Origin of the sequence: Pseudomonas sp. JDS08PS003, from assembly GCF_045013505.1 — a bacterium.
In the GTDB taxonomy this organism is placed as follows: domain Bacteria; phylum Pseudomonadota; class Gammaproteobacteria; order Pseudomonadales; family Pseudomonadaceae; genus Aquipseudomonas; species Aquipseudomonas protegens_B.
Map to the genome: position 1 here is coordinate 6,160,001 of NZ_CP120724.1, position 19,674 is coordinate 6,179,674.

At 59.7% G+C, this 19,674-nt stretch carries 20 protein-coding genes (1 of these 20 running past the window's edge); 7 read left to right on the plus strand and 13 right to left on the minus strand.

The genetic code is table 11. The features are described 5' to 3' along the window. The 7 genes from pssA to mrcB all read right to left on the minus strand — a co-directional run. On the minus strand, positions 1-777 hold the 5' portion of the coding sequence (gene pssA, locus P7C00_RS27450) for a CDP-diacylglycerol--serine O-phosphatidyltransferase (RefSeq protein ID WP_047306129.1). It extends 81 nt beyond the left edge of the window; the window shows 777 of its 858 coding nt (coding positions 1-777); its start codon is at positions 775-777; the stop codon falls past the left edge of the window. A gap of 147 nt (positions 778-924) precedes the next feature. Continuing rightward, positions 925-1,941 (minus strand): ketol-acid reductoisomerase, encoded by a 1,017-nt coding sequence (gene ilvC, locus P7C00_RS27455; RefSeq protein WP_404937679.1) that lies wholly within the window; start codon positions 1,939-1,941, stop codon positions 925-927. 45 nt (positions 1,942-1,986) lie between these two features. Beyond that, positions 1,987-2,478: an acetolactate synthase small subunit gene (gene ilvN / locus P7C00_RS27460; protein ID WP_404937680.1), complete on the minus strand. Its 492-nt coding sequence runs from the start codon at positions 2,476-2,478 to the stop codon at positions 1,987-1,989. A 2-nt stretch (positions 2,479-2,480) separates the two neighbouring features. After that, the gene (locus P7C00_RS27465; RefSeq protein WP_123725053.1) at positions 2,481-4,205 is read right to left on the minus strand and encodes an acetolactate synthase 3 large subunit; all 1,725 of its coding nucleotides are present in this window, start codon (positions 4,203-4,205) and stop codon (positions 2,481-2,483) included. A gap of 570 nt (positions 4,206-4,775) precedes the next feature. Beyond that, positions 4,776-5,111, minus strand: coding sequence for a YqcC family protein (locus P7C00_RS27470; protein ID WP_346636377.1), 336 nt, complete (start codon positions 5,109-5,111; stop codon positions 4,776-4,778). Further along, the gene (locus P7C00_RS27475; protein WP_346636378.1) at positions 5,111-5,842 is read right to left on the minus strand and encodes a tetratricopeptide repeat protein; all 732 of its coding nucleotides are present in this window, start codon (positions 5,840-5,842) and stop codon (positions 5,111-5,113) included. The genes P7C00_RS27470 and P7C00_RS27475 overlap by 1 nt, the downstream gene beginning before the upstream one ends. A 16-nt stretch (positions 5,843-5,858) precedes the next feature. Next, on the minus strand, positions 5,859-8,180 hold the full coding sequence (gene mrcB / locus P7C00_RS27480) for a penicillin-binding protein 1B (RefSeq protein ID WP_346636379.1): 2,322 nt from the start codon (positions 8,178-8,180) through the stop codon (positions 5,859-5,861). Positions 8,181-8,295: 115 nt separating this feature from the next. Between mrcB and P7C00_RS27485 the strand changes: the two genes are divergently transcribed. From P7C00_RS27485 to P7C00_RS27500, 4 genes are all read left to right on the plus strand, one after another. Beyond that, positions 8,296-9,852: an AAA family ATPase gene (locus P7C00_RS27485; protein ID WP_404937681.1), complete on the plus strand. Its 1,557-nt coding sequence runs from the start codon at positions 8,296-8,298 to the stop codon at positions 9,850-9,852. 92 nt (positions 9,853-9,944) lie between these two features. Further along, positions 9,945-10,289: a pentapeptide repeat-containing protein gene (locus tag P7C00_RS27490; protein ID WP_123725046.1), complete on the plus strand. Its 345-nt coding sequence runs from the start codon at positions 9,945-9,947 to the stop codon at positions 10,287-10,289. A 229-nt stretch (positions 10,290-10,518) separates the two neighbouring features. Next, positions 10,519-10,791: a TfoX/Sxy family protein gene (locus P7C00_RS27495; RefSeq protein ID WP_011063495.1), complete on the plus strand. Its 273-nt coding sequence runs from the start codon at positions 10,519-10,521 to the stop codon at positions 10,789-10,791. 13 nt (positions 10,792-10,804) lie between these two features. Then, on the plus strand, positions 10,805-11,611 hold the full coding sequence (locus tag P7C00_RS27500; protein ID WP_404937682.1) for a Crp/Fnr family transcriptional regulator: 807 nt from the start codon (positions 10,805-10,807) through the stop codon (positions 11,609-11,611). A gap of 227 nt (positions 11,612-11,838) precedes the next feature. Here the strand turns inward: P7C00_RS27500 and P7C00_RS27505 are convergent, their stop codons facing one another. The 4 genes from P7C00_RS27505 to P7C00_RS27520 are packed head-to-tail and all read right to left on the minus strand — an operon-like array spanning position 11,839 to position 15,400. After that, positions 11,839-12,702: a ChaN family lipoprotein gene (locus tag P7C00_RS27505; RefSeq protein WP_346636382.1), complete on the minus strand. Its 864-nt coding sequence runs from the start codon at positions 12,700-12,702 to the stop codon at positions 11,839-11,841. Positions 12,703-12,723: 21 nt separating this feature from the next. Next, a complete protein-coding gene (locus P7C00_RS27510; protein WP_346636383.1) occupies positions 12,724-13,491 on the minus strand; it encodes a heme ABC transporter ATP-binding protein in 768 nt (255 codons plus the stop codon). Beyond that, positions 13,491-14,474 (minus strand): iron ABC transporter permease, encoded by a 984-nt coding sequence (locus P7C00_RS27515; RefSeq protein WP_346636398.1) that lies wholly within the window; start codon positions 14,472-14,474, stop codon positions 13,491-13,493. Before P7C00_RS27515 ends, P7C00_RS27510 begins: the two co-directional genes overlap by 1 nt. Positions 14,475-14,524: 50 nt before the next feature. Continuing rightward, positions 14,525-15,400 carry a hemin ABC transporter substrate-binding protein gene (locus P7C00_RS27520; RefSeq protein WP_404937683.1) on the minus strand — a complete coding sequence of 292 codons (876 nt, stop codon included), beginning with the start codon at positions 15,398-15,400 and terminating at the stop codon, positions 14,525-14,527. Between the two features lie 218 nt (positions 15,401-15,618). On the opposite strand from P7C00_RS27520, the gene P7C00_RS27525 reads away from it, so the two are divergent. Beyond that, on the plus strand, positions 15,619-15,936 hold the full coding sequence (locus tag P7C00_RS27525; protein WP_346636385.1) for a Rieske (2Fe-2S) protein: 318 nt from the start codon (positions 15,619-15,621) through the stop codon (positions 15,934-15,936). Here the strand turns inward: P7C00_RS27525 and sfsA are convergent. Next, a complete protein-coding gene (gene sfsA, locus P7C00_RS27530) occupies positions 15,933-16,646 on the minus strand; it encodes a DNA/RNA nuclease SfsA (protein WP_346636386.1) in 714 nt (237 codons plus the stop codon). The two genes, P7C00_RS27525 and sfsA, sit on opposite strands and share 4 nt — an antisense overlap. Continuing rightward, positions 16,646-17,818: a pyridoxal phosphate-dependent aminotransferase gene (locus P7C00_RS27535; protein ID WP_346636387.1), complete on the minus strand. Its 1,173-nt coding sequence runs from the start codon at positions 17,816-17,818 to the stop codon at positions 16,646-16,648. The genes sfsA and P7C00_RS27535 overlap by 1 nt, the downstream gene beginning before the upstream one ends. A gap of 340 nt (positions 17,819-18,158) precedes the next feature. Here P7C00_RS27535 and dksA point away from each other — a divergent pair, with 340 nt between their 5' ends. Beyond that, complete coding sequence (gene dksA / locus P7C00_RS27540; RefSeq protein WP_011063504.1) at positions 18,159-18,599, plus strand: RNA polymerase-binding protein DksA; 441 nt, start codon at positions 18,159-18,161, stop codon at positions 18,597-18,599. A 138-nt stretch (positions 18,600-18,737) separates the two neighbouring features. After that, a complete protein-coding gene (gene gluQRS / locus P7C00_RS27545; protein ID WP_404937684.1) occupies positions 18,738-19,634 on the plus strand; it encodes a tRNA glutamyl-Q(34) synthetase GluQRS in 897 nt (298 codons plus the stop codon). Positions 19,635-19,674 lie beyond the last annotated feature (40 nt).

The window sequence follows — 19,674 nt, forward strand, 5'->3', positions numbered from 1 at the left end:
CAAAATACGCGGCGGATCACTGAACACCACAGCAAACACCAGCACCACTGCCAGAATAGCTACAAAAGGCACCCGCCCCTTCAGATCCAGGTCCTTGAAGCTGTTGTACTTGATGTTGCTGACCATCAGCATGCCCGCCGCCGCGACCATCAACGCCACCAGGAACGACATCTTCGATCCCTGAATGCCGTAATCGCTGAAAGCCCAGACAATCCCGGCCACAACACCCGCAGCTGCCGGGCTCGCCAGACCGATGAAGTAACGCTTGTCGGCAGTACCCACTTGAGTGTTGAAGCGCGCCAGACGCAATGCCGCGCCCGCTACATAGATGAAGGCGACCATCCAACCGACCTTGCCCATGTCACCCAAGGCCCAGCCAAAAGCCAGCAATGCAGGAGCAACACCGAAGGCAACCATATCGGACAGCGAGTCGTACTCGGCACCGAAAGCACTCTGGGTGTTGGTCATACGGGCAACACGCCCATCCAGACCATCAAGCACCATGGCCACGAAAATCGCGATCGCGGCAAAGGCAAAGTACTTGCTCGCCCCCGCTGTGTCCCCGGCACTCAGTGCACTCTGGGCACTCATGGAACTGATGATGGAATAGAACCCCGCGAACAGGTTCGCAGTGGTGAACAGATTCGGCAGAAGATAGATACCACGATGCCGGACTTTACGGCCTTCAGCGTCATGCCCTTCTTCGACATGCTCATCGATCGGTAGCAGGCTTTCGGCGTCAGAGGCCTGGTTTGGCTCTTCGGGACGTTCGCTCATGGACATTACCTTGCAACGGTGTGAAAAGTTTCGACAGGTGCCCCAGGGCCGCGATTCGGCCACAAAGGATCCAGCTTTATACCAGAACCTACCCGTCCAAACGAAAAAACGCGGCCTAGGCCGCGTTTTCTCTGACAAGACTCGAACTTAGTTCTTGGCTTTGTCGACGATTTTGTTGGCACCGATCCACGGCATCATCGAGCGCAGTTGCTCACCGATGATTTCGATACCGTGAGCGGCGTTGTTACGACGCTTGGCGGTCATCGATGGGTAGCCTGTAGCACCTTCGCTGATGAACATCTTGGCGTAGTCGCCGTCCTGGATGCGCTTCAGAGCGTTGCGCATGGCCTGACGGGATTCGGCGTTGATGACTTCTGGACCGGTCACGTACTCGCCGTATTCGGCGTTGTTGGAGATCGAGTAGTTCATGTTGGCGATACCGCCTTCGTACATGAGGTCAACGATCAACTTCAGTTCGTGCAGGCATTCGAAGTAGGCCATTTCCGGCGCGTAGCCAGCTTCAACCAAGGTTTCGAAACCGGCTTTGACCAGCTCAACGGTACCGCCACACAGAACAGCCTGCTCGCCGAACAGGTCGGTTTCAGTCTCGTCCTTGAAGGTGGTTTCGATGATGCCGGTACGGCCGCCGCCCACACCAGCTGCGTAGGACAAGGCGACGTTCTTGGCGTTGCCGGAAGCGTCCTGATAGATAGCGATCAGATCAGGGATACCGCCGCCCTTGACGAACTCGGAACGCACGGTGTGGCCTGGAGCCTTCGGCGCGATCATGATCACGTCGAGGTCGGCACGTGGAACTACCTGGTTGTAGTGGATCGCGAAGCCGTGGGAAAAGGCCAGGGTGGCGCCCTTCTTGATGTTCGGCTCGATTTCGTTCTTGTACAGCTGGGACTGGAACTCGTCCGGGGTCAGGATCATGACCAGATCGGCGCCGGCTACGGCTGCGGCAACATCGGTTACCTTCAGGCCGTGAGCTTCAGCTTTGGCAACAGTGGCCGAGCCTTTACGCAGGCCGACAGTCACATCAACACCGGAGTCTTTCAGGTTGCAAGCTTGAGCGTGGCCCTGGGAACCGTAACCGATGATGGCAACTTTCTTGCCCTGAATGATCGACAGGTCGCAGTCTTTATCGTAGAAAACTTTCATGAATTTCCCCTATATCAGGCCGTTCCGGCCATTCGCTAATTTGAGTTAGATGCTCAGTACTTTGTCGCCACGGGCAATCCCGGTGACACCACTGCGTACGGTTTCCAGAATCGACGCGGTGCCGATCGATTGAATGAAGCTGTCGAGCTTGTCGCTGGTACCGGTCAGTTGAACGGTATACACGCTAGCGCTGACATCAACGATCTGCCCACGGTAAATATCGGTGGTGCGCTTGACCTCGGCGCGCTGGGCACCGGTAGCCTTGACCTTGACCAACATCAGCTCGCGCTCGATGTGAGAACTTTCCGACAGGTCCACCAGCTTCACCACCTCGATCAACTTGTTCAGGTTCTTGGTGATCTGCTCGATGATCTCATCATGGCCGACCGTGGTCAGAGTCAGACGCGACAGAGTCGGGTCTTCTGTCGGCGCCACGGTCAGGCTTTCAATGTTGTAGTTACGTTGCGAGAACAGGCCTACAACACGGGACAGAGCGCCCGGTTCGTTTTCCAGAAGCAAGGAGATAATGTGCCGCATGATTAAGTACGCTCCGTCTTGCTCAGCCACATATCGCGCATGGAGCCGTCTTTGATCTGCATCGGATAGACGTGCTCGCTGGTGTCGACCTGGATATCGAGGAATACCAGGCGATCCTTCATGGCGAACGCTTCTTCCATCTTCGGCTTCAGATCCTTCAGATCCGTGATACGCATGCCCACGTGCCCATAGGCCTCAACCAGCTTGACGAAGTCAGGCAGCGACTCCATGTAGGAGTGCGAGTGACGGCTGCCGTAACTCATGTCCTGCCATTGGCGCACCATACCCAGTACACCGTTGTTCAGGTTGATGATCTTGACCGGCAAGTCGTACTGCAGGCAGGTGGACAACTCCTGGATATTCATCTGGATACTGCCCTCGCCGGTGACGCAGGCGACATCATTATCCGGAAAGCTCAACTTGACGCCCATGGCCGCCGGGAAACCAAAGCCCATGGTGCCCAGGCCACCGGAGTTGATCCAGCGATTGGGCTTGTTGAACTTGTAATACTGCGCCGCAAACATCTGGTGCTGCCCCACGTCGGAGGTGACAAAGGCATCGCCCTTGGTCACTTCGCACAGGGTTTCAATCACGGTCTGTGGCTTGATGATGCTGCCGTCGCCCTTGTCGTAAGGGAACAGGCCGCGATCACCACGCCATTCATCGATCTGCTTCCACCAGCTGGCGACCGTATCCTTATTCGGGGTCTCGCCAATTTCCTTGAGGGCCGCGACCATTTCGGTCAGGACGCTCTCCACAGGACCCACGATGGGCACATCGGCCTTGATGGTCTTGGAGATGGAGGCCGGATCGATATCCACATGGATGATCTTGGCGTTAGGGCAGAACTTCGGTGCGCCGTTGATAACCCGGTCATCGAAGCGCGCGCCAACGGCAAGAATCACATCAGCGTGGTGCATGGTCAGGTTGGCCGTATAGCTGCCGTGCATGCCGAGCATGCCGACGAACTGTCGGTCAGTACCCGGATAGGCACCCAGGCCCATCAAGGTATTGGTCACTGGCAGATTGAGCATCTTGGCCAGCTCGGTGAGCGGTGCGGAGCCACCACCAAGGATCACGCCGCCGCCTGCATAAAGCACAGGACGCTTGGCCGCCAGGAGCATTTCTGCCGCCTTGCGGATTTGCCCGGAGTGACCACGAACAGCTGGGCTGTAGGAGCGCAGCTTGGCTTTTTTGGGAAAAACGTATTCGAACTTTTCAGCCGGGTTGGTCATGTCTTTCGGAATATCGACCACCACCGGACCGGGACGACCGGACTGCGCCAGGTAGAAGGCCTTCTTCATGACTTCCGGGATTTCCGAAGCGTGTTTGATCATGAAGCTGTGCTTCACGATCGGCCGGGAGATACCGATCATGTCGGTTTCCTGGAACGCGTCGGTACCGACCATGGTGCTAGGCACCTGACCGGAAATGATCACCATTGGAATCGAGTCCATATAGGCGGTGGCAATACCGGTAATGGCATTGGTCGCGCCCGGCCCGGAAGTCACCAGTACCACGCCGGCTTTGCCGGTGGCACGGGCATAGCCGTCAGCCATATGGGTCGCCGCTTGTTCGTGACGAACCAGGATGTGGGTCACTTCCGGTTCTTTGAACAGGGCATCGTAAACATGAAGGAGAGCACCACCCGGGTACCCGTAGATATATTTGACGCCTTCGTCACGCAAGAAGCGGACGAGCATCTCACCGCCAGATAAAAGCTCCACGTTGTTCACCTCTAAAACGCCAGAATACCGCCCTCAAAAGGGAGCGGGTCTTAATAGGTTTACTTCTCAGCAGAGCATGAGCGACGGTGGTCGCCGACTACGTCAGCACTGACTGAGCAAGTATTGGGAGCGCCCCAAAGTGTTGCGGGGTTTTCCCACCCAGCGCGAGGTAACGCGTTGCGGGTGTAGCACTTCGGCGCGGATGTGCGCCTCATGATCTGCTGAGTGGGTCTGCTTCTGGCAGTCCCTCTACAGCGGACTTTGGATTCTTCTGTTTCGTCCTCTTCAAGTCAAGTCGTCTATGTAGTTAATTCGAACTAAGCGCATGAGAACGCAAGAAAAAACCTCAAAACGACAACTGCCTGCGCTTCAATTGCGCATTCTTCGACAAGCAACTCAGAAATGCGAACCTTGACTTTCGCCACTGACCTATTGACTGGCACTCGCCCAGGGTGCCGAGCAGCACAGCAAGAGAAGATATAGAAAGGGAAACGCCTACTGAGGCATCAACAGACTGGAGCGCGCAGTGCGCCGGAGAAGAGCTGCCAGGCACACCTGGCAGCATCGAATTCAGCGGGTAGCCGCTATGAGCTGATCAAACTCTTTGAGCAGAACTCGCAGCTGAAGATCGCGGCCCTGCATGAGTCGGGTGGAAAACACCATCTCGGCCATTTCCTGGATACCGGAAGCGTTGGGCAAGGGCAGATCCTGCTCCAGGATCATCTTCATGCGCGGCAGGAAGATCCATTGCAGCCACTGCTCGAATTCCAAGGTGTCCACCGCGAAGGGCTGGGTGCTGGCAAGCGCCTCGGCACTGGGGGCAACCTCGCCCCACAAGCCCTGCCCACGCAACTCGCGCTCGATCAGCAACAACTGCTCGGCGATCTTGGGAAACCGTACATCCATCACAGTGAAACCCGAGCTTTCTGCCGAGCCTGGGCAGCACCAGCAGCATCGCCTTGCTTCTCACGCGCCTGGGCGATCAACTCCCACAAGCTCGCCTGAAGATCCGGACGGCCATTGGCAAAGCTCAAACCGCGACGGGCAAACTGTTCGGCTTGCGGCGCATCACCCTGGGCCATGCGCACCTGGGCCAAACGGTAGAGCACTTGCGGCTCGCGCGGCGCCACACGCTGAGCACGCTCAAGACTGGAGGACGCACCATTCAAGTCGCCACTGGATTGCTGTTGCTGGGCAGTCGTCAGCAACGCCAGTACCGGCCCGTCAAGTTGCTCATCAGCCGACAAGCCACCGGCACGAGCCGACGGAATACCACTCGGAGTCGAAGGCATGTTGTAGCTGCCCTGGCTGATCGGCGCCGACTGATAATTCGAACCGTCCACCGGCCCCGGGGTAATAGGCCCTGGAGTAATAGGAGAGCTGCTGATCGGCGCAGAGGCCGTTGCCCCGCCACCGGGAACCATCACCACCACCCCGGAATCTTCCGGAATCGCCTGAGCCTGTGCCTGGGCCGGACGCTTGATAGTCGTCTGGCGAAAGCCTCCGGAGGCGGAAATCCGCTCACTGTTGGACACGGCCGTACCGGAGTCCACGACGGGAATGGAGCCGCGCTGCACACTGGCGCAACCGTTGAGCAAAGCCAGAGCTGTAATAGCTGGAACCCACCACTTGTTCACGTCAAACCCTCATCGCTTAGTTCATCCAGCCCTTGACCCAATCCATCACATCGCTACCTGCCGGGGTTTCACCACCGCAGGAGGCGCCGGGAGGCGGTTCGCTGCCGCGAATATACGGCATCTGTACAGCACCCGGACAGTTGGCATCGGAGCCTTGCCCGGTACGCGAATCGACCCAGGCCTGAACCACGTTGTCCGGCTGCGGCATATCCAGCGGTAGCGGATCGGCCTTGCGCATGAAACTGGTCCACACCTGCAAGGCACCCGTGGCGCCGGTAAACGGTGTCTTGCCGTTATCATCACGACCCAGCCAGACCACCGCCAGCAGGTCCTGGCTGAAACCGGCGAACCAGCTATCACGGGAGTCGTTACTGGTGCCGGTCTTGCCCGCCAGCGCCAAGGTCTTGGGCAGTACGTTGTAAACCGAACTACCCGTACCTTCGCGCATCACGCGCTGCATCGCACTCTGGATCAGGTAGATAGACCCGGCATCGAATCGCTGCTGAATCTGGAACGGATAACGCTTGAGCGGTTCGCCTTCGGCAGTCAGTACACTGCGAATCCCGCGCATTGGCGTATTGAAACCGCCATTGGCCAGGGTCTGGTACATGGTTGCCACTTCGATCGGACTCATGCCACCGGCTCCCAGCAACATCGAGGGAAACGCAGGGAACTCTCGGGTAACGCCCAGGCGCCCCAGGGTCTTCAGGACGTTGGGTACGCCCACTTCCAGGCCAAGCCGCGCGGTGGACAAGTTGTAGGAATGGGCCAGGCCCTGGTACAGGAAAACGGTGCCATGGGAGCGACGGTCGTAGTTCTGCGGCTTCCATACCTGGCCGTCAGCGCCCTTCACCGAGAAGGCCTCATCGGAAAGCCAACTGGTCAGGGTGTACTGGCTGGGCTTTTCCAGAGCCGTCAGATAGACCGCCGGCTTGATCAGCGAGCCGATCGGACGTACCGCGTCCAATGCCCGATTGAAGCCGGCGAAACTGGCTTGACGACTGCCGATCATGGCTTGGACTTCACCGGTTTCCGGATTGGTCACCACCATGGCTGCCTCAACGTCTTCCGAACCCTTGCGTCCAGCCAGGCGCTTGAAGGTATCGTTGACCGAAGCCTCAGCCTTCATCTGCAGGATAGGGTCAAAACTGGTGAAGATTCGCAGCCCTTCTTCAGTCAAGTCTTCGTCCCGATAGTCTTCTCGCAACTGGCGCTTCACCAGATCGAGGAAACCAGGGAACGAGCTGTCCGCCAGGCTACCGCGCTTGGTCACGCCCAACGGCATTTTCTTCGCGGCTTCAACCTGCTCGGCAGTGGCTACGCCCTGCTGCTCAAGCAGATCGAGCACCAGGTTGCGCCGCTCCAGAGCACGCTCCGGATAGCGTCGCGGATTGTAATAGGAAGGACCTTTGACCATCCCCACCAGCAGCGCGACCTGATGCAATTTGAGTTCGGACAGAGGCTGGCTGAAGAAAAACTGGCTGGCCAAACCGAAACCGTGCACTGCTCGCTGGCCATCCTGGCCGACAAAGACCTCGTTGAGGTAAGCCTCGAGAATCTCGCGCTTGTCGTAATGCAGCTCCAGCAGCAGCGCCATCATCGCTTCATTGAGTTTGCGCGACAGGCTGCGTTCATTGGTCAGGAAGAAGTTCTTCACCAACTGCTGGGTCAGGGTACTGCCGCCCTGGCGCATCTGGCCCGACGAAGTGTTGACCCAGATCGCCCGGGCAATCGACTTGGGCGACACCCCGAAGTGCGAATAGAAGTCACGGTCTTCCACCGCCACCAGAGTTTCCAGCAGATAGGGTGGAACCTGATCGATCTTGATCAGGATCCGGTCCTCCAGGTTTTTCGGATACAGGCCACCGATCAGCAGCGGCTCCAGCCGCACGACCGCCAGCTTGGCGCCCTTGCTGCCGGACAGCTCCGCCACATAGTCACCGGAGAAACGCACGCGAACCGGCTGCGCCTGCTCCAATCCCTCATAGAACTGGAAACCACGGGTATTCAAGTCGACAGTGTTACCGCTGACCGCTGCAGCGCCGGGGCCGTTGGCGACGCTTTCGCGACGATAGCCCAGGGCATCGAGCTCCGTCAGGAAGTCATCCTTGCTGAGCTTTTGTCCGACGAACAGCTCCAGCGGCCGGGCATAGACCTTGGCCGGGATGGTCCAGCGCTTGCCGGAGAATTTTTCCTGGACCACAGCATCGAGGTAAACCGCAAAGCCGGCGAGCACCACCAAGCCGACCAGACTGAGCTTGAGCGCCCAGCCCAGCCAGGGGCGCAGGCCACCAGAGGGAGTTTTTTTAGCGGAACGAGGGGATCGGGTACGAGTCATGGCGGCGGATTATACGCACTTTATTCATCCTCAACATGCGCCACCCGAGGTTTGCGTTACCCCTCCCAGCGGCCATAATGACGCCCTCGATTTTCCCGACTCTGAAGGATCGCCTGTGAGCCAGTCACTGATCGCCGCCCTGCAAAACCCCGCTTTGTATCCTCATCCCGTAGAAGGGTTTCAGGTCATCGAAACCCACATCTCCTGGGTACTGCTCACCGGCCCCTTTGCTTATAAAGTGAAGAAGCCGGTGAACTTTGGTTTCCTCGATTTCACCAGCCTGGATGCCCGAGCGCATTTCTGCGGTGAAGAGCTGCGCCTGAACCAGCGTCTGACCCAGGACCTGTACCTGGAAGTCCTGCCGATCACCGGTAGCGCCGAAGCCCCAGAACTGGGCGGCAGCGGCCCGGTCATCGAATACGCGCTGAAAATGCGCCAGTTCCCCCAGAGCCAGTTGCTCAGTACCTTGCAAGCCAACAGCGAGCTGACCACCGCGCACATCGACGAGATGGCCAAGCAGATCGCCCAGTTCCACCTCAGCGCCCCCAAGGTCCCGGCCGCCCATGAAGCCGGTACGCCGGAAAGCGTAATGGCGCCAGTACGCCAGAATTTCGAACAGATCCGTCCGTTCCTCAGCGATAAGACCGACCTGCAGCAGCTCGAAGCCCTGCAGGCCTGGGCCGAGGCTAGCTTCGAACGCCTCAAGCCACTGCTGGCCCAACGCAAGAGCGAAGGATTCATCCGTGAATGCCATGGTGATATCCACCTGGGCAACGCCACCCTTATCGACGGCAAGGTGGTGATTTTCGACTGCATCGAATTCAACGAGCCGTTCCGTTTCACCGACGTCTATGCCGACACCGGCTTCCTCGCCATGGACCTGGAGGATCGCGGCCTGAAAAGCCTGGCGCGGCGCTTCATCAGCCAGTACCTGGAACTGACCGGTGACTATCAGGGCCTGGAACTGCTGAACTTCTACAAAGCCTACCGTGCTCTGGTACGCGCCAAAGTCAGCCTGTTCAGCATGCCTGCCGACGCCACTCCGGTGCAGCGTGCCACCACGCTGCGCCAATACCGCAACTACGCCAATCTGGCGGAAAGCTACAGCACCATTCCATCACGCTTCCTGGCAATCACCTCGGGTATCTCGGCCGTTGGCAAAAGCCGCGTAGCCATGCGTCTGGTAGAAGCACTGGGTGCCGTTCGCCTGCGCTCAGATGTGGAACGCAAGCGTCTGTTCGGCGAGCAACAAGTGCAGAACGACCCTCACGCCGGCATCTACAGCAGCGACGCCAGCAGCGCCACCTACACCCGCCTGCATGAAATCGCCGAAACCATCCTGCGCGCTGGTTTCCCGGTGGTGATCGACGCTACCTACCTCAAGCGCGCCCAACGGGATGCCGCGGCCAAGGTGGCCGAAGCCACTGGCACCCCTTGCCTGATCATCGACTGCAACGCCCCTGAAGCGGTGGTCGCCAGCTGGCTGGCTCAACGTCAAGCCGATCAGAACGATCCTTCCGATGCCACTCTGGAAGTGATCGCCACGCAGCAAGCCACGCGCGAAGCCTTGACCGACGAAGAGCTGCTACGCAGCAAGCGTATCGAAACCAACGAAAGCGGTAGCCTGGATGCCCTGGTTGCCAACATTCGTCAGCGCCTCCCGGGCCTGTAAGCAATAATTTCAGCCGTGAAGTGCAAAGACTTCACGGCTGAAAAATAGTGGCACTATACTGGCGTCATAAATCCAACACTGGTGACGTCGCCATGAGCCAACCGAAACTTCTGGATACTCCGCTTTACGCCCTGCTGCATAAGGACGACATCGTCGGGTTCAACCGCGAACGTCCAAAGGATCAACCCATCGACATGCGTGGCGGTGACTTCCGCGGCCTCGACCTGCGGGAATTGAACGCCCAAGGGGTCGACTTCACCGACGCCTATTTCCGCTCCGCCGACTTGCGCGGCCTGGACTTGCGAAACTCCTCCATGGAAGGCGCCAGCCTGGCCCATGCGCAAATCTCTGGCGCTTACTTCCCGGTGGAACTGACTGCCGACGAGATTCTCATGTCGGTCAACTTCGGTACCCGCCTGCGCTACAACACCCGCTGAAAGCCCCTGCGCTGCTCTGTTCGGCGCCCAGCTGCGCGCCGGACTATGGTTTCCCCGCCTGTCTTCCCCCCTTCCCCACGAGGTCTGAGCGCACCTGGCTGCCTCGCCTTTATGCCCCTGCCTTAGAAGCATTTGCGCCAAACCCGACCAAAGAACAGCGCGTTTGCTACTGAGCGCTACACTCCTTTGAGGCTGCCCACTCACCATTCGGCCATCGCCAGGAGGCTTAATGAATGATGAACTGCAACATTTGAAGAACCTTGGCAAGACATCCGCACAATGGCTGCATGCAGTGGGCATCCATAGTGCTTCGGACTTGCGCCGCCTGGGCGCGGTAGACGCATATCGGGCGGTGCGCACCCGCGGCTTTCGCGCCTCTAAAGTCCTGCTATATGCCATCGAAGGAGCCTTGATGGACATGCACTGGAACGACCTTCCCGCCGAACGCAAAGAGGCGTTGAACAAACAGCTGGACGCCATTTCCTCTCGTCACAAAAACTGACTGGCAGAACCTTATGTACCTGATGGGGGAGCAACCGGCCTACGCCGATGCCTTGATCAATCGTCTGCAAAGTATCCCGACGCAACTGCTGGCGGGGCTTTCACCCAGTGGTTCTGCCCTGGAACTTGAAGCGGTGGCGGACCTGTCCAGCGTACTGCCCGGTCACCAACTGTTCCTGCTGGACAGCGGCGTGATCCAGGCCAGTGTTGAAGAGCGGCCACTTTTTTACCTGCATGAAGGTGATCTGGTGGGGTTGCGTCGGGGTGTCGAGCATCCGCAGTGGCAGTTGAGCTGCGACACACCGCTGATATTGACCCCCTATTTGCGGACCGACGTATTCCGGCATATCTACGCCGACGAGCTGCGCTCGGAACTGTTGCTGCAATACCTGATTGGCCAGACCGCCCTGCTCTCTGATGCGGTCGCTCGCTTGAAACCTCCAGAATTACGCAGCAGCAACGGCTTCAAACGGGTGAATACCGGCGAAGTGCTGATTGCCCAGGGGGATGAGGCGGATCATGTGTTCGTGATTCTCGAAGGGCACGCCCAGGCCTTTGTCGATGGCCACAAGGTTGGCGATGTACCCAAGGACGAGATTTTTGGCGCCATGGCGGTCTTCACCGGAGAGAAGCGCAGCGCCAGTGTGATCGCCAGCGAGCCGAGCACGATCATGCTGATTCCCAAGGAGCAGTTCCTCAGCCTGACCCAGAGCAACCCGCGCATCGCCCATAGCCTGATCGAGAGCATGGCGCGGCGCATCGACCTGCTGAACAAGGAAGTGACCCGTCTTATGGCCTTGAGCAGCCCGAGCCAGGGCTGAACGAGCAGAGGATCCAAACAAGCGTTTAGCGAAATATGCGAAAACTGAAAAAGCCTTGTTGACTTCGAAATGAGAATCGTTATGATTATCACAACTGGTCGCGAGATCAGTCGATAACCTGGAAGACCAGTGGTTCGGACTCTCAGATTATCTCCTCATCAGGCTAATCACGGTTATTTGACCCGGCTCTTGCCGGGTCTTTTTTTGCCTGTGAAAAAGTGAGCCATTCAAGGTTTCAATTGTGCACAGTAATCCTTGGGTGGCTGGGGCGGCGTATACCAGACGTAATCGGCCGATGCCGGGGAAACCTCACTACCCTGCTCTGCCAGAATCAGCACCACAACTTCCTGCCCTTGATCCAGATCAGCCATGTGCAAGGGCACCCCAAGGTCTCGGCGCCCATGAAAAGACCCAGCAAACAGCAAGGCTGGAGTCGGTGCCGCCAGCAGCCGTTCGGCCATGCGCCGATCCCGCTGTTGCTGCACCGCCAGCATGGACGGCACCTGACTTTCGGGCAGTAAACCGCAATGGGACTCGCGAATTTGCGCAGACAAGAGCTGAGTCACCGGGCGCGCATTGCTCCGCGCCCCGGACAGCACAGGCGCCTGCGCATATATCCTGCGCACGTCCTGAGTATCCAGATTGGCTGCCAACAATGGATAGGGCTGCTTCAGCGCATAACCCACCAGCAGACCGTAGAGACTCCAGTCCCAACCCGGTTGCCAGGCCAGCGCAGCGGGTAGGCCGTCAGGCAAGCGCCGCCCCTCCAGGGACCGCTTGACCCCATCGACTTTTGCCTGCTGATCCGGATTGAGCATTTCCAGCAACAGACTGCCCTGTTGCCGCTCCGCGGCCATAGAGCGCAAGAGCCAGAGCTGTAAAGCGTGATGGTCGGCGTTGTCATGCTGCTCGCCGACAATCAGCCTGGGCGCCTGTGCCAGGCGCTCAACCAGCTCGCCAGGGCTCAGCGCCTCACCATTGTGCAGATCAATAATGCTGCCTGGCCCCTGCGCCACCGGCGGCGGTAACGTTCCGGGCATGCTGTGACAGGCCGCCAGCAACAGGGCCAGCAGTAACGGGAGTGCACGCATCAGGTCTCTCCGTGTGTCAGGTCAACGGGCAATGATCAACGGATGCCCGCGTTCAGGGTGCAGCTGCACCAGAACCTCCAGGCCGAACACCGCTTGCAACGGCTCGGGACGCAGCACTTCGGCCGGCGTACCCAATGAATGCGGGCGTCCGCCTTCAAGCAGCAACAGCCGATCACAGTAGCGTGCCGCCAGATTCAGGTCATGGAGGATAATCAGTACCGCCGCGCCGCGATCGGCAAACTCCCGGATGGCCTGCAAGGTGACGTGCTGGTGCAACGGATCGAGGGCAGACGTGGGCTCATCCAGCAACAGGTTGTGTCCACTCTGCCCCGGCCATAACTGCGCCAGAACCCGCGCCAGATGCACCCGTTGCCGCTCCCCACCCGACAACGCCAGGTAGCTGCGCCCCCACAGATGCGCCACATCGACCGCCTCCAGCGCAGCGCCAACGATCTGCGCATCACGCACGCGACCGCTCTGATGGGGCAAGCGCCCAAGCCCCACCACTTCCTCGACCCGAAAAGCGAAATCCAGACTCGACGCCTGAGGCAACACCGCCAGCCTTTGCGCTCGCAATGTACCCTGCCATTGCGCCAACTCTTGCCCATCCAACGACACTCGGCCCTGATGGGCCGCCAACTCTCCACTCATGGCTCCGAGCAGGCTGCTTTTGCCGGCACCATTGGGACCTAGCACCCCCAATACCTGGCCCGGCAATAATTGCAGGTCCACACCGGCCAGGACATCTTTGCCACCACGGCGGACATGCAGGTTCTCGACTCGCAGCATCAGGCGCGCCCTCGCAACAACAGGTACAGAAAGAACGGCGCGCCGATAAAGGCGGTGACGATACCGATGGGCAATTCGGCTGGTGCCAGCGCCAGACGCGCCACCAGATCAGCCAACAGCAATAAGCTGGCCCCCGCCAGGATCGATGCCGGGAGCAAGGTGCGATGATCCGGCCCCGACAGCAGGCGCACCAGATGAGGCACGACCAACCCGACAAAACCTATCATCCCTGCTGCAGCCACGGCGGCTCCCACACCCAGGGCCGTACAGAACACCAGTTCGCGCTTGAGCCTTTCGACATCGACCCCCAGGTGCTTGGCCTCGGACTCGCCCAGCAGCAGCGCATTCAAGGCCTTGGCCCGACGAGGCAGCCAAAGAGCCACCGCCGCCGTTACCAGCAACAGCGGCCACAGCCGCTGGTAACTGGCACCGTTCAGGCTGCCCAGGTTCCAGAAGGTCAAGGTTCGCAAGGTGGCGTCATCCGCCAGGTAGGTGAACAAGCCCACGGCCGAGCCGGCCAGGGCCGTCAAGGCTATTCCCGCCAGCAACATGGTCGCCACATGAGTCTGGCCGTTGCGCCGACCAAGTCGATAGACCAGCGCTGTCACTCCCAGGCCACCCAGAAAGGCACAGAGTGAGAGCAGATAAGGACCAATAGCTTCCGGCACACCGCCGAACATCGAGCCACCGACAATGGCGATCGCTGCTCCCAACGCCGCCCCACTGGACACCCCCACCAGCCCCGGGTCCGCCAGGGGATTGCGAAACAGTCCCTGCATGGCCACGCCGGACAGCGCCAACACGCCCCCCACTGCAAGGCCAAGCAAGGTCCGCGGCAGGCGGATCTGCCCGAGGATCAACTCCGCCTGCTCCAGCCCCTGTCCATCGATCGGCACCCCAAGCAACCGCAGGGCGGCGCGCAAGGTATCGAACAGAGGCAGACTGACCGGCCCCAGGGCCAGTGACAACCAGATGGCCAGGATGCACAGGGCTCCCAGCCCGAGAAACAGCGTTCTAGGTTTGACCAGACGACTCATTGGACCAACTTGGCCTGGGGATAGAAAGCTGCCGCCAGGCGCTTCAGGCTATCCGGCAGCCGCGGCCCCAGCCCCCCCACCAGCAAGGTCGGGTCAAGCTCGACCACTCGCCCGGCCTTGACCGCCGCGGTAGACGCCAGCACCGGGTTTTCCTTGAACAGCGCAGCCCGGGCCGCGTCGCCGCTCAGACTGCGATCGGAGAACACCAGGACCTGCGGACTCAAGCCTGCCAAGGACTCCACCGAAAACGGCTTGTAACCCGTATGGGTCGCCAGGTTGTGCCCACCGGCCTGCTGCAGGAGCCAGTCCGCCGCAGTGTCCTTACCGGCAATCAGCGGCTTGCCGCCAGCATGACCCAGCAGCAGCAACACTCCCGGCGACGCCTGGGTCTTCTGTGCCTCACTGACCCAGGCTCGTTGCTGTTCAAGCTGCTTTTGATAGCCCTGAAACAGCTCTCCGGCTTGCGCCTCACGGCCCAGTAGTTGTCCCAGATGCCGCAAAGTGTGCTGCAAGGTAGGAAGATCGGCCTGGGCAGAAAACAGCTCGACCTTGACCCCGGCACTACGAATCTGTGACAGCACCGGCGGCGGGCCCATTTCTTCTGTGCCCACCAGGATCTGCGGCCGCAGGCTCAGGATGCCTTCCGCCGATAGCTGCCGCTGATAACCAATGCTGGGCAGCGCCTTGAGTGATGCCGGATGCTGGCTGGTGGTATCGACCCCCACCAGTTTCGACTCAGCGCCCAGAACCGTTACCCACTCGGACAAAGCCCCACCAGCACTGACCCAACGCTGCGGCAACTCATCGGCGGTGGCCCACTGGCTCACCAGCAATCCGGCACAGAACGCAATGGCGCTGGCACTCAGGCGCATAAGTACATTTCCTTTATAGACGTAGGGCCCGCGAAGCAGCTGTCCATGTGACATGCCAGGCAGAGCAGGCATCGAAATGAGCAAGCGCCCCGTGTCGGGCGAGACGGCCATTTGATAATTGTTTTCATTTAGCAGTCAAGCGTCGACATGTTTCATCCTGCCGCCACGGGAAAACTGTGACAGCCTTAGCGCAGAGCCTTCGGACCAAGAGGATAGACATGAAATTTCTTTGCGCCGGGAGCGATCTTCCCGAGGCCAGTAGCCGGGGTTTCCAGCTTGCGGGGTTGAAACTCTTTGCTGTGCGCCGCGAGGGGCAGGCTTACGTATATGCCAATCACTGCCCACACCGTGGAGTGCCCCTGGAATGGCAACCTGATCAGTTCCTCGATCCCAGCGCCAGCCTGATCCAGTGCGCCACCCATGGCGCACTGTTTCTGATCGAAAGTGGCGAATGTGTGGCAGGGCCATGCGCCGGGCAGTTCCTGAGGGCCATCGACTGTGAGGAAGACAGCCAGGGTATCTGGGTCGCTCTTTAACCCTGCAGCAGCACCTCAAGACGCCGGTCGATACAAACTTCCTGTGCAGTCAGGCGAACGCCATAAGCCAGCACCTCGACGCCGGCCGCCACCGCTTCCCGTAGGGCTGCGGCATACCCCGGATCGATCTCCTCTGCCGGACGCACTGCGTCTATACCCGAGAGATTGACGCAATACAGCTGAACCGCACGTACCCCCTCCCGAGCCAGGCTTGCCAGCTCACGCAAGTGCTTGGCACCGCGCTGGGTCACCGCATCGGGGAAGGCCGCCACCGCGCAGCCATCGAAACCCAGAGTGACACTCTTGACCTCGACATAGGCCGGACCGTCCGGGTAATCCAGGCGAAAATCGATGCGACTGTTCTCCTGTCCATAAGGCACCTCGCGCTTCAGCCCGGTGAAGCCGTTCAATTCCTTGATCAGCCCCGCCCTCAACGCCTCTTCAACCAGGCCGTTGGCCCGCCCGGTATTGACGCAGGCCAGTCGCCCTTGAGGGGTTTCACTGATTTCCCAGGTGCCCGGCAGCTTGCGCTTGGGGTCGTTGGAACGGCTGAACCACACCTGCCCGCCTTCGACCATGCAATTGAACATCGAGCCGGTATTGGGACAGTGAATCGTCATCTGTTCCCCCGCAGCGGTTTCGATGTCTGCCAGGAAACGCTTGTAGCGACGCAGCAGACGCCCTTCTTCCAAGGGAGGATCGAAGCGCATCAGCCTTGCCAGCTCTGCAGGCCACGGGAGATACGCTCCACCGCTTCCTGCAGGCGCTCCAGGCTCTGGGTGTAGGCGAAACGCACATGGTGTCCCGCCTGGTGACGACCGAAATCCAGGCCGGGAGTGAAGGCCACATGCTCGGTCTCCAGGAAGTGCCGGCAGAAAGCAAAGGCATCACCACCAAAAGCGCTGATATCGGCGTACAGATAGAAGGCCCCTTCAGGCTCCACGGCTATACCAAAACCCAACTCGCGCAAGGCCGGGAGCAGGAAATCCCGGCGACGCCCGAATTCGGCACGACGCTCCTCCAGCATGCTGATGGTTTGCGGTTCGAAACAGGCCAGAGCGGCGTACTGGGCCATACTCGGCGCACTGATGTAGAGATTCTGCGCCAGTTTCTCCAGCTCACCCACAGCCGCAGGCGGCGCCACCAGCCACCCCAGGCGCCAGCCAGTCATGCCGAAATACTTGGAAAAACTATTCAGGACAAAAGCGCTGTCATCCACTTCCAGCACGCTGGCGGCATCAGTGCCATAGGTCAGGCCGTGGTAGATCTCGTCCACCACCAGATGCCCGTTGCGAGCCTTGATAGCAGCGGACAGGCCCGCCAGCTCATCACGACTGAGCACAGTCCCGGTAGGGTTCGCCGGAGAAGCGACCAAGGCGCCGACGCTGTCCTGATCCCAGTAACGCTCCACCAGGTCAGGAGTCAGTTGATAACGCACATCCGGCCCTACCGGCACCAACTGCGCCGCGCCTTCAACCAGACGCAGGAAATGCCGGTTGCACGGATAGCCCGGGTCAGCCAGCAGCCAGTGCTTGCCCGGGTCCACCAGCAGGCTGCTGGTCAGCAGCAACGCGCCGGAGCCTCCGGGAGTGATCATGATCCGCTCGGGGTCGATATCCAGGCCATAACGCTGCTGGTAGAAACCAGAGATTGCCCCACGCAGCTCCGGGATACCTCGCGCTGCGGTGTAACGGGTCTTGCCGGCGCTCAACGCCGCCTGCCCGGCCTTGATGATCGGCTCGGCGGTGGTGAAGTCCGGCTCGCCGATCTCCAGGTGAATCACATCATGTCCGGCGGCCTGCAACTCATTGGCGCGGGCCAGCAGGGCCATGACATGGAAAGGTTCGATAGCGCGACTGCGCGCACTGTAGGGCAGAGCCATTAGCCTTCCTTCATTCGAGGGGGGAGCAAAAGTCCGATTCTACCCATCCAGTGAAGCCCGGGAGAACCCAGCGACATCCGTGCGGTCTGTTGCCTTGTGCCAACTGGTGCAAACAGAAACCGCAGATTTGACTAAAATCAATGATTGAACAGACCGATCTGCAAGCCATGTCATCCTTTTCCAGTATCTACGGACTTAGGCAGGACATAGGCTCGACAACCGGGAGTAGCGCGCTCTGGTTTGATCTGGTAAGTTCGCCCGCTTGCAGCCGCAGGGCCGGCAAGTGTCGGAGATGGAGCAATCCTGCGCAATGGATTACAAGAGTAGAGGCGGTCCATTCATGCCCACCCAAGCAAAGCAACAGATTCAATCGATCAGCGGTTTTGAACCTTATGTTGAAACTGCGGGCGAAGAGTACATGGGCAAGCCCATGCGTGAGCACTTCACCAAGATCCTGAACAAGTGGAAACAGGACTTGATGCAGGAAGTCGACCGCACTGTTGATCACATGAAAGATGAAGCGGCCAACTTCCCTGATCCGGCCGACCGTGCCAGCCAGGAAGAGGAGTTCAGCCTTGAACTGCGCGCCCGTGATCGTGAGCGCAAGTTGATCAAGAAGATCGACAAGACCCTGCAACTGATCGAAGACGAAGAATACGGCTGGTGTGAATCCTGTGGCGTCGAGATCGGCATCCGCCGCCTGGAAGCCCGCCCAACCGCCGATATGTGCGTTGATTGCAAGACCCTGGCGGAAATCAAGGAAAAGCAAGTCGGCAAGTAATAGTCGGCCTGAACCTGAAACGGAGCGTATACACGCTCCGTTTTCGTTTCCGCCTTCCCTGTAGAAGCGAGCTCGCTCACGAAAGCGATCCCCCGACCCTGTCATCACTCCGGGGCCAGACCCGATAGCATCCTGCCCATGACTGCCTCCACATCTGCTTCATACATCGGGCGCTTCGCCCCCACCCCCAGCGGCAACCTGCATTTCGGCTCACTGGTCGCGGCTCTTGCCTCCTATCTGGACGCCCGAGCCGTCGGCGGCCGCTGGCTGCTGCGCATGGAAGACCTCGACCCGCCCCGGGAAGAGCCGGGGGCCCAGGCAGCGATTCTCAAGGCCCTGGAAAGCTACGGCTTCGAATGGGACGGCGAAATGGTTCGCCAAAGCGATCGCCACGATGCTTACGCAGCAGTCATTGACCGGCTGTTCCATCAAGGCCTGGCCTATGCCTGCACCTGCTCTCGCAAACAACTGGAGCCCTACCACGGCATCTACCCGGGGCTGTGCCGCAACCTTGGTCACGCCCAGGAAGACGCGGCAATCCGCCTGCGGGTGCCGGAGCTCGAGTACCGCTTCAACGACAGGGTCCAGGGCGAGTATCGCCAGCACTTGGGCCGGGAAGTCGGAGACTTCGTGATCCGACGCCGTGACGGCCTCTATGCTTATCAATTGGCTGTGGTGCTCGATGACGCTTGGCAGGGCATCACCGATATCGTGCGCGGCGCCGACCTGCTGGACTCCACTCCCCGCCAGCTGTACCTGCAGGAACTGTTGGGACTATCCCAACCACGCTACCTCCATGTACCGCTGATTACTCAGCCGGACGGACAAAAACTGGGCAAGTCCTACCGTTCGCCACCACTGGCCGAGGAGCAGGCGCCGCCCTTGCTGCTGCGGGCGCTGCGGGCCCTGGGCCAGAAACCGCCTGTCGAAGTCACCCATGCGAGCGTGGCTCAGATCATGAAGTGGGGCATCGTCCACTGGGATGCCGAGTTGATTCCACGCACACTGAGCGTGCCGGAAGCCCAATTGAGCTGACGCCCCTTGCAGCTTGGCGCCCATCCGTTACCATCGCCGC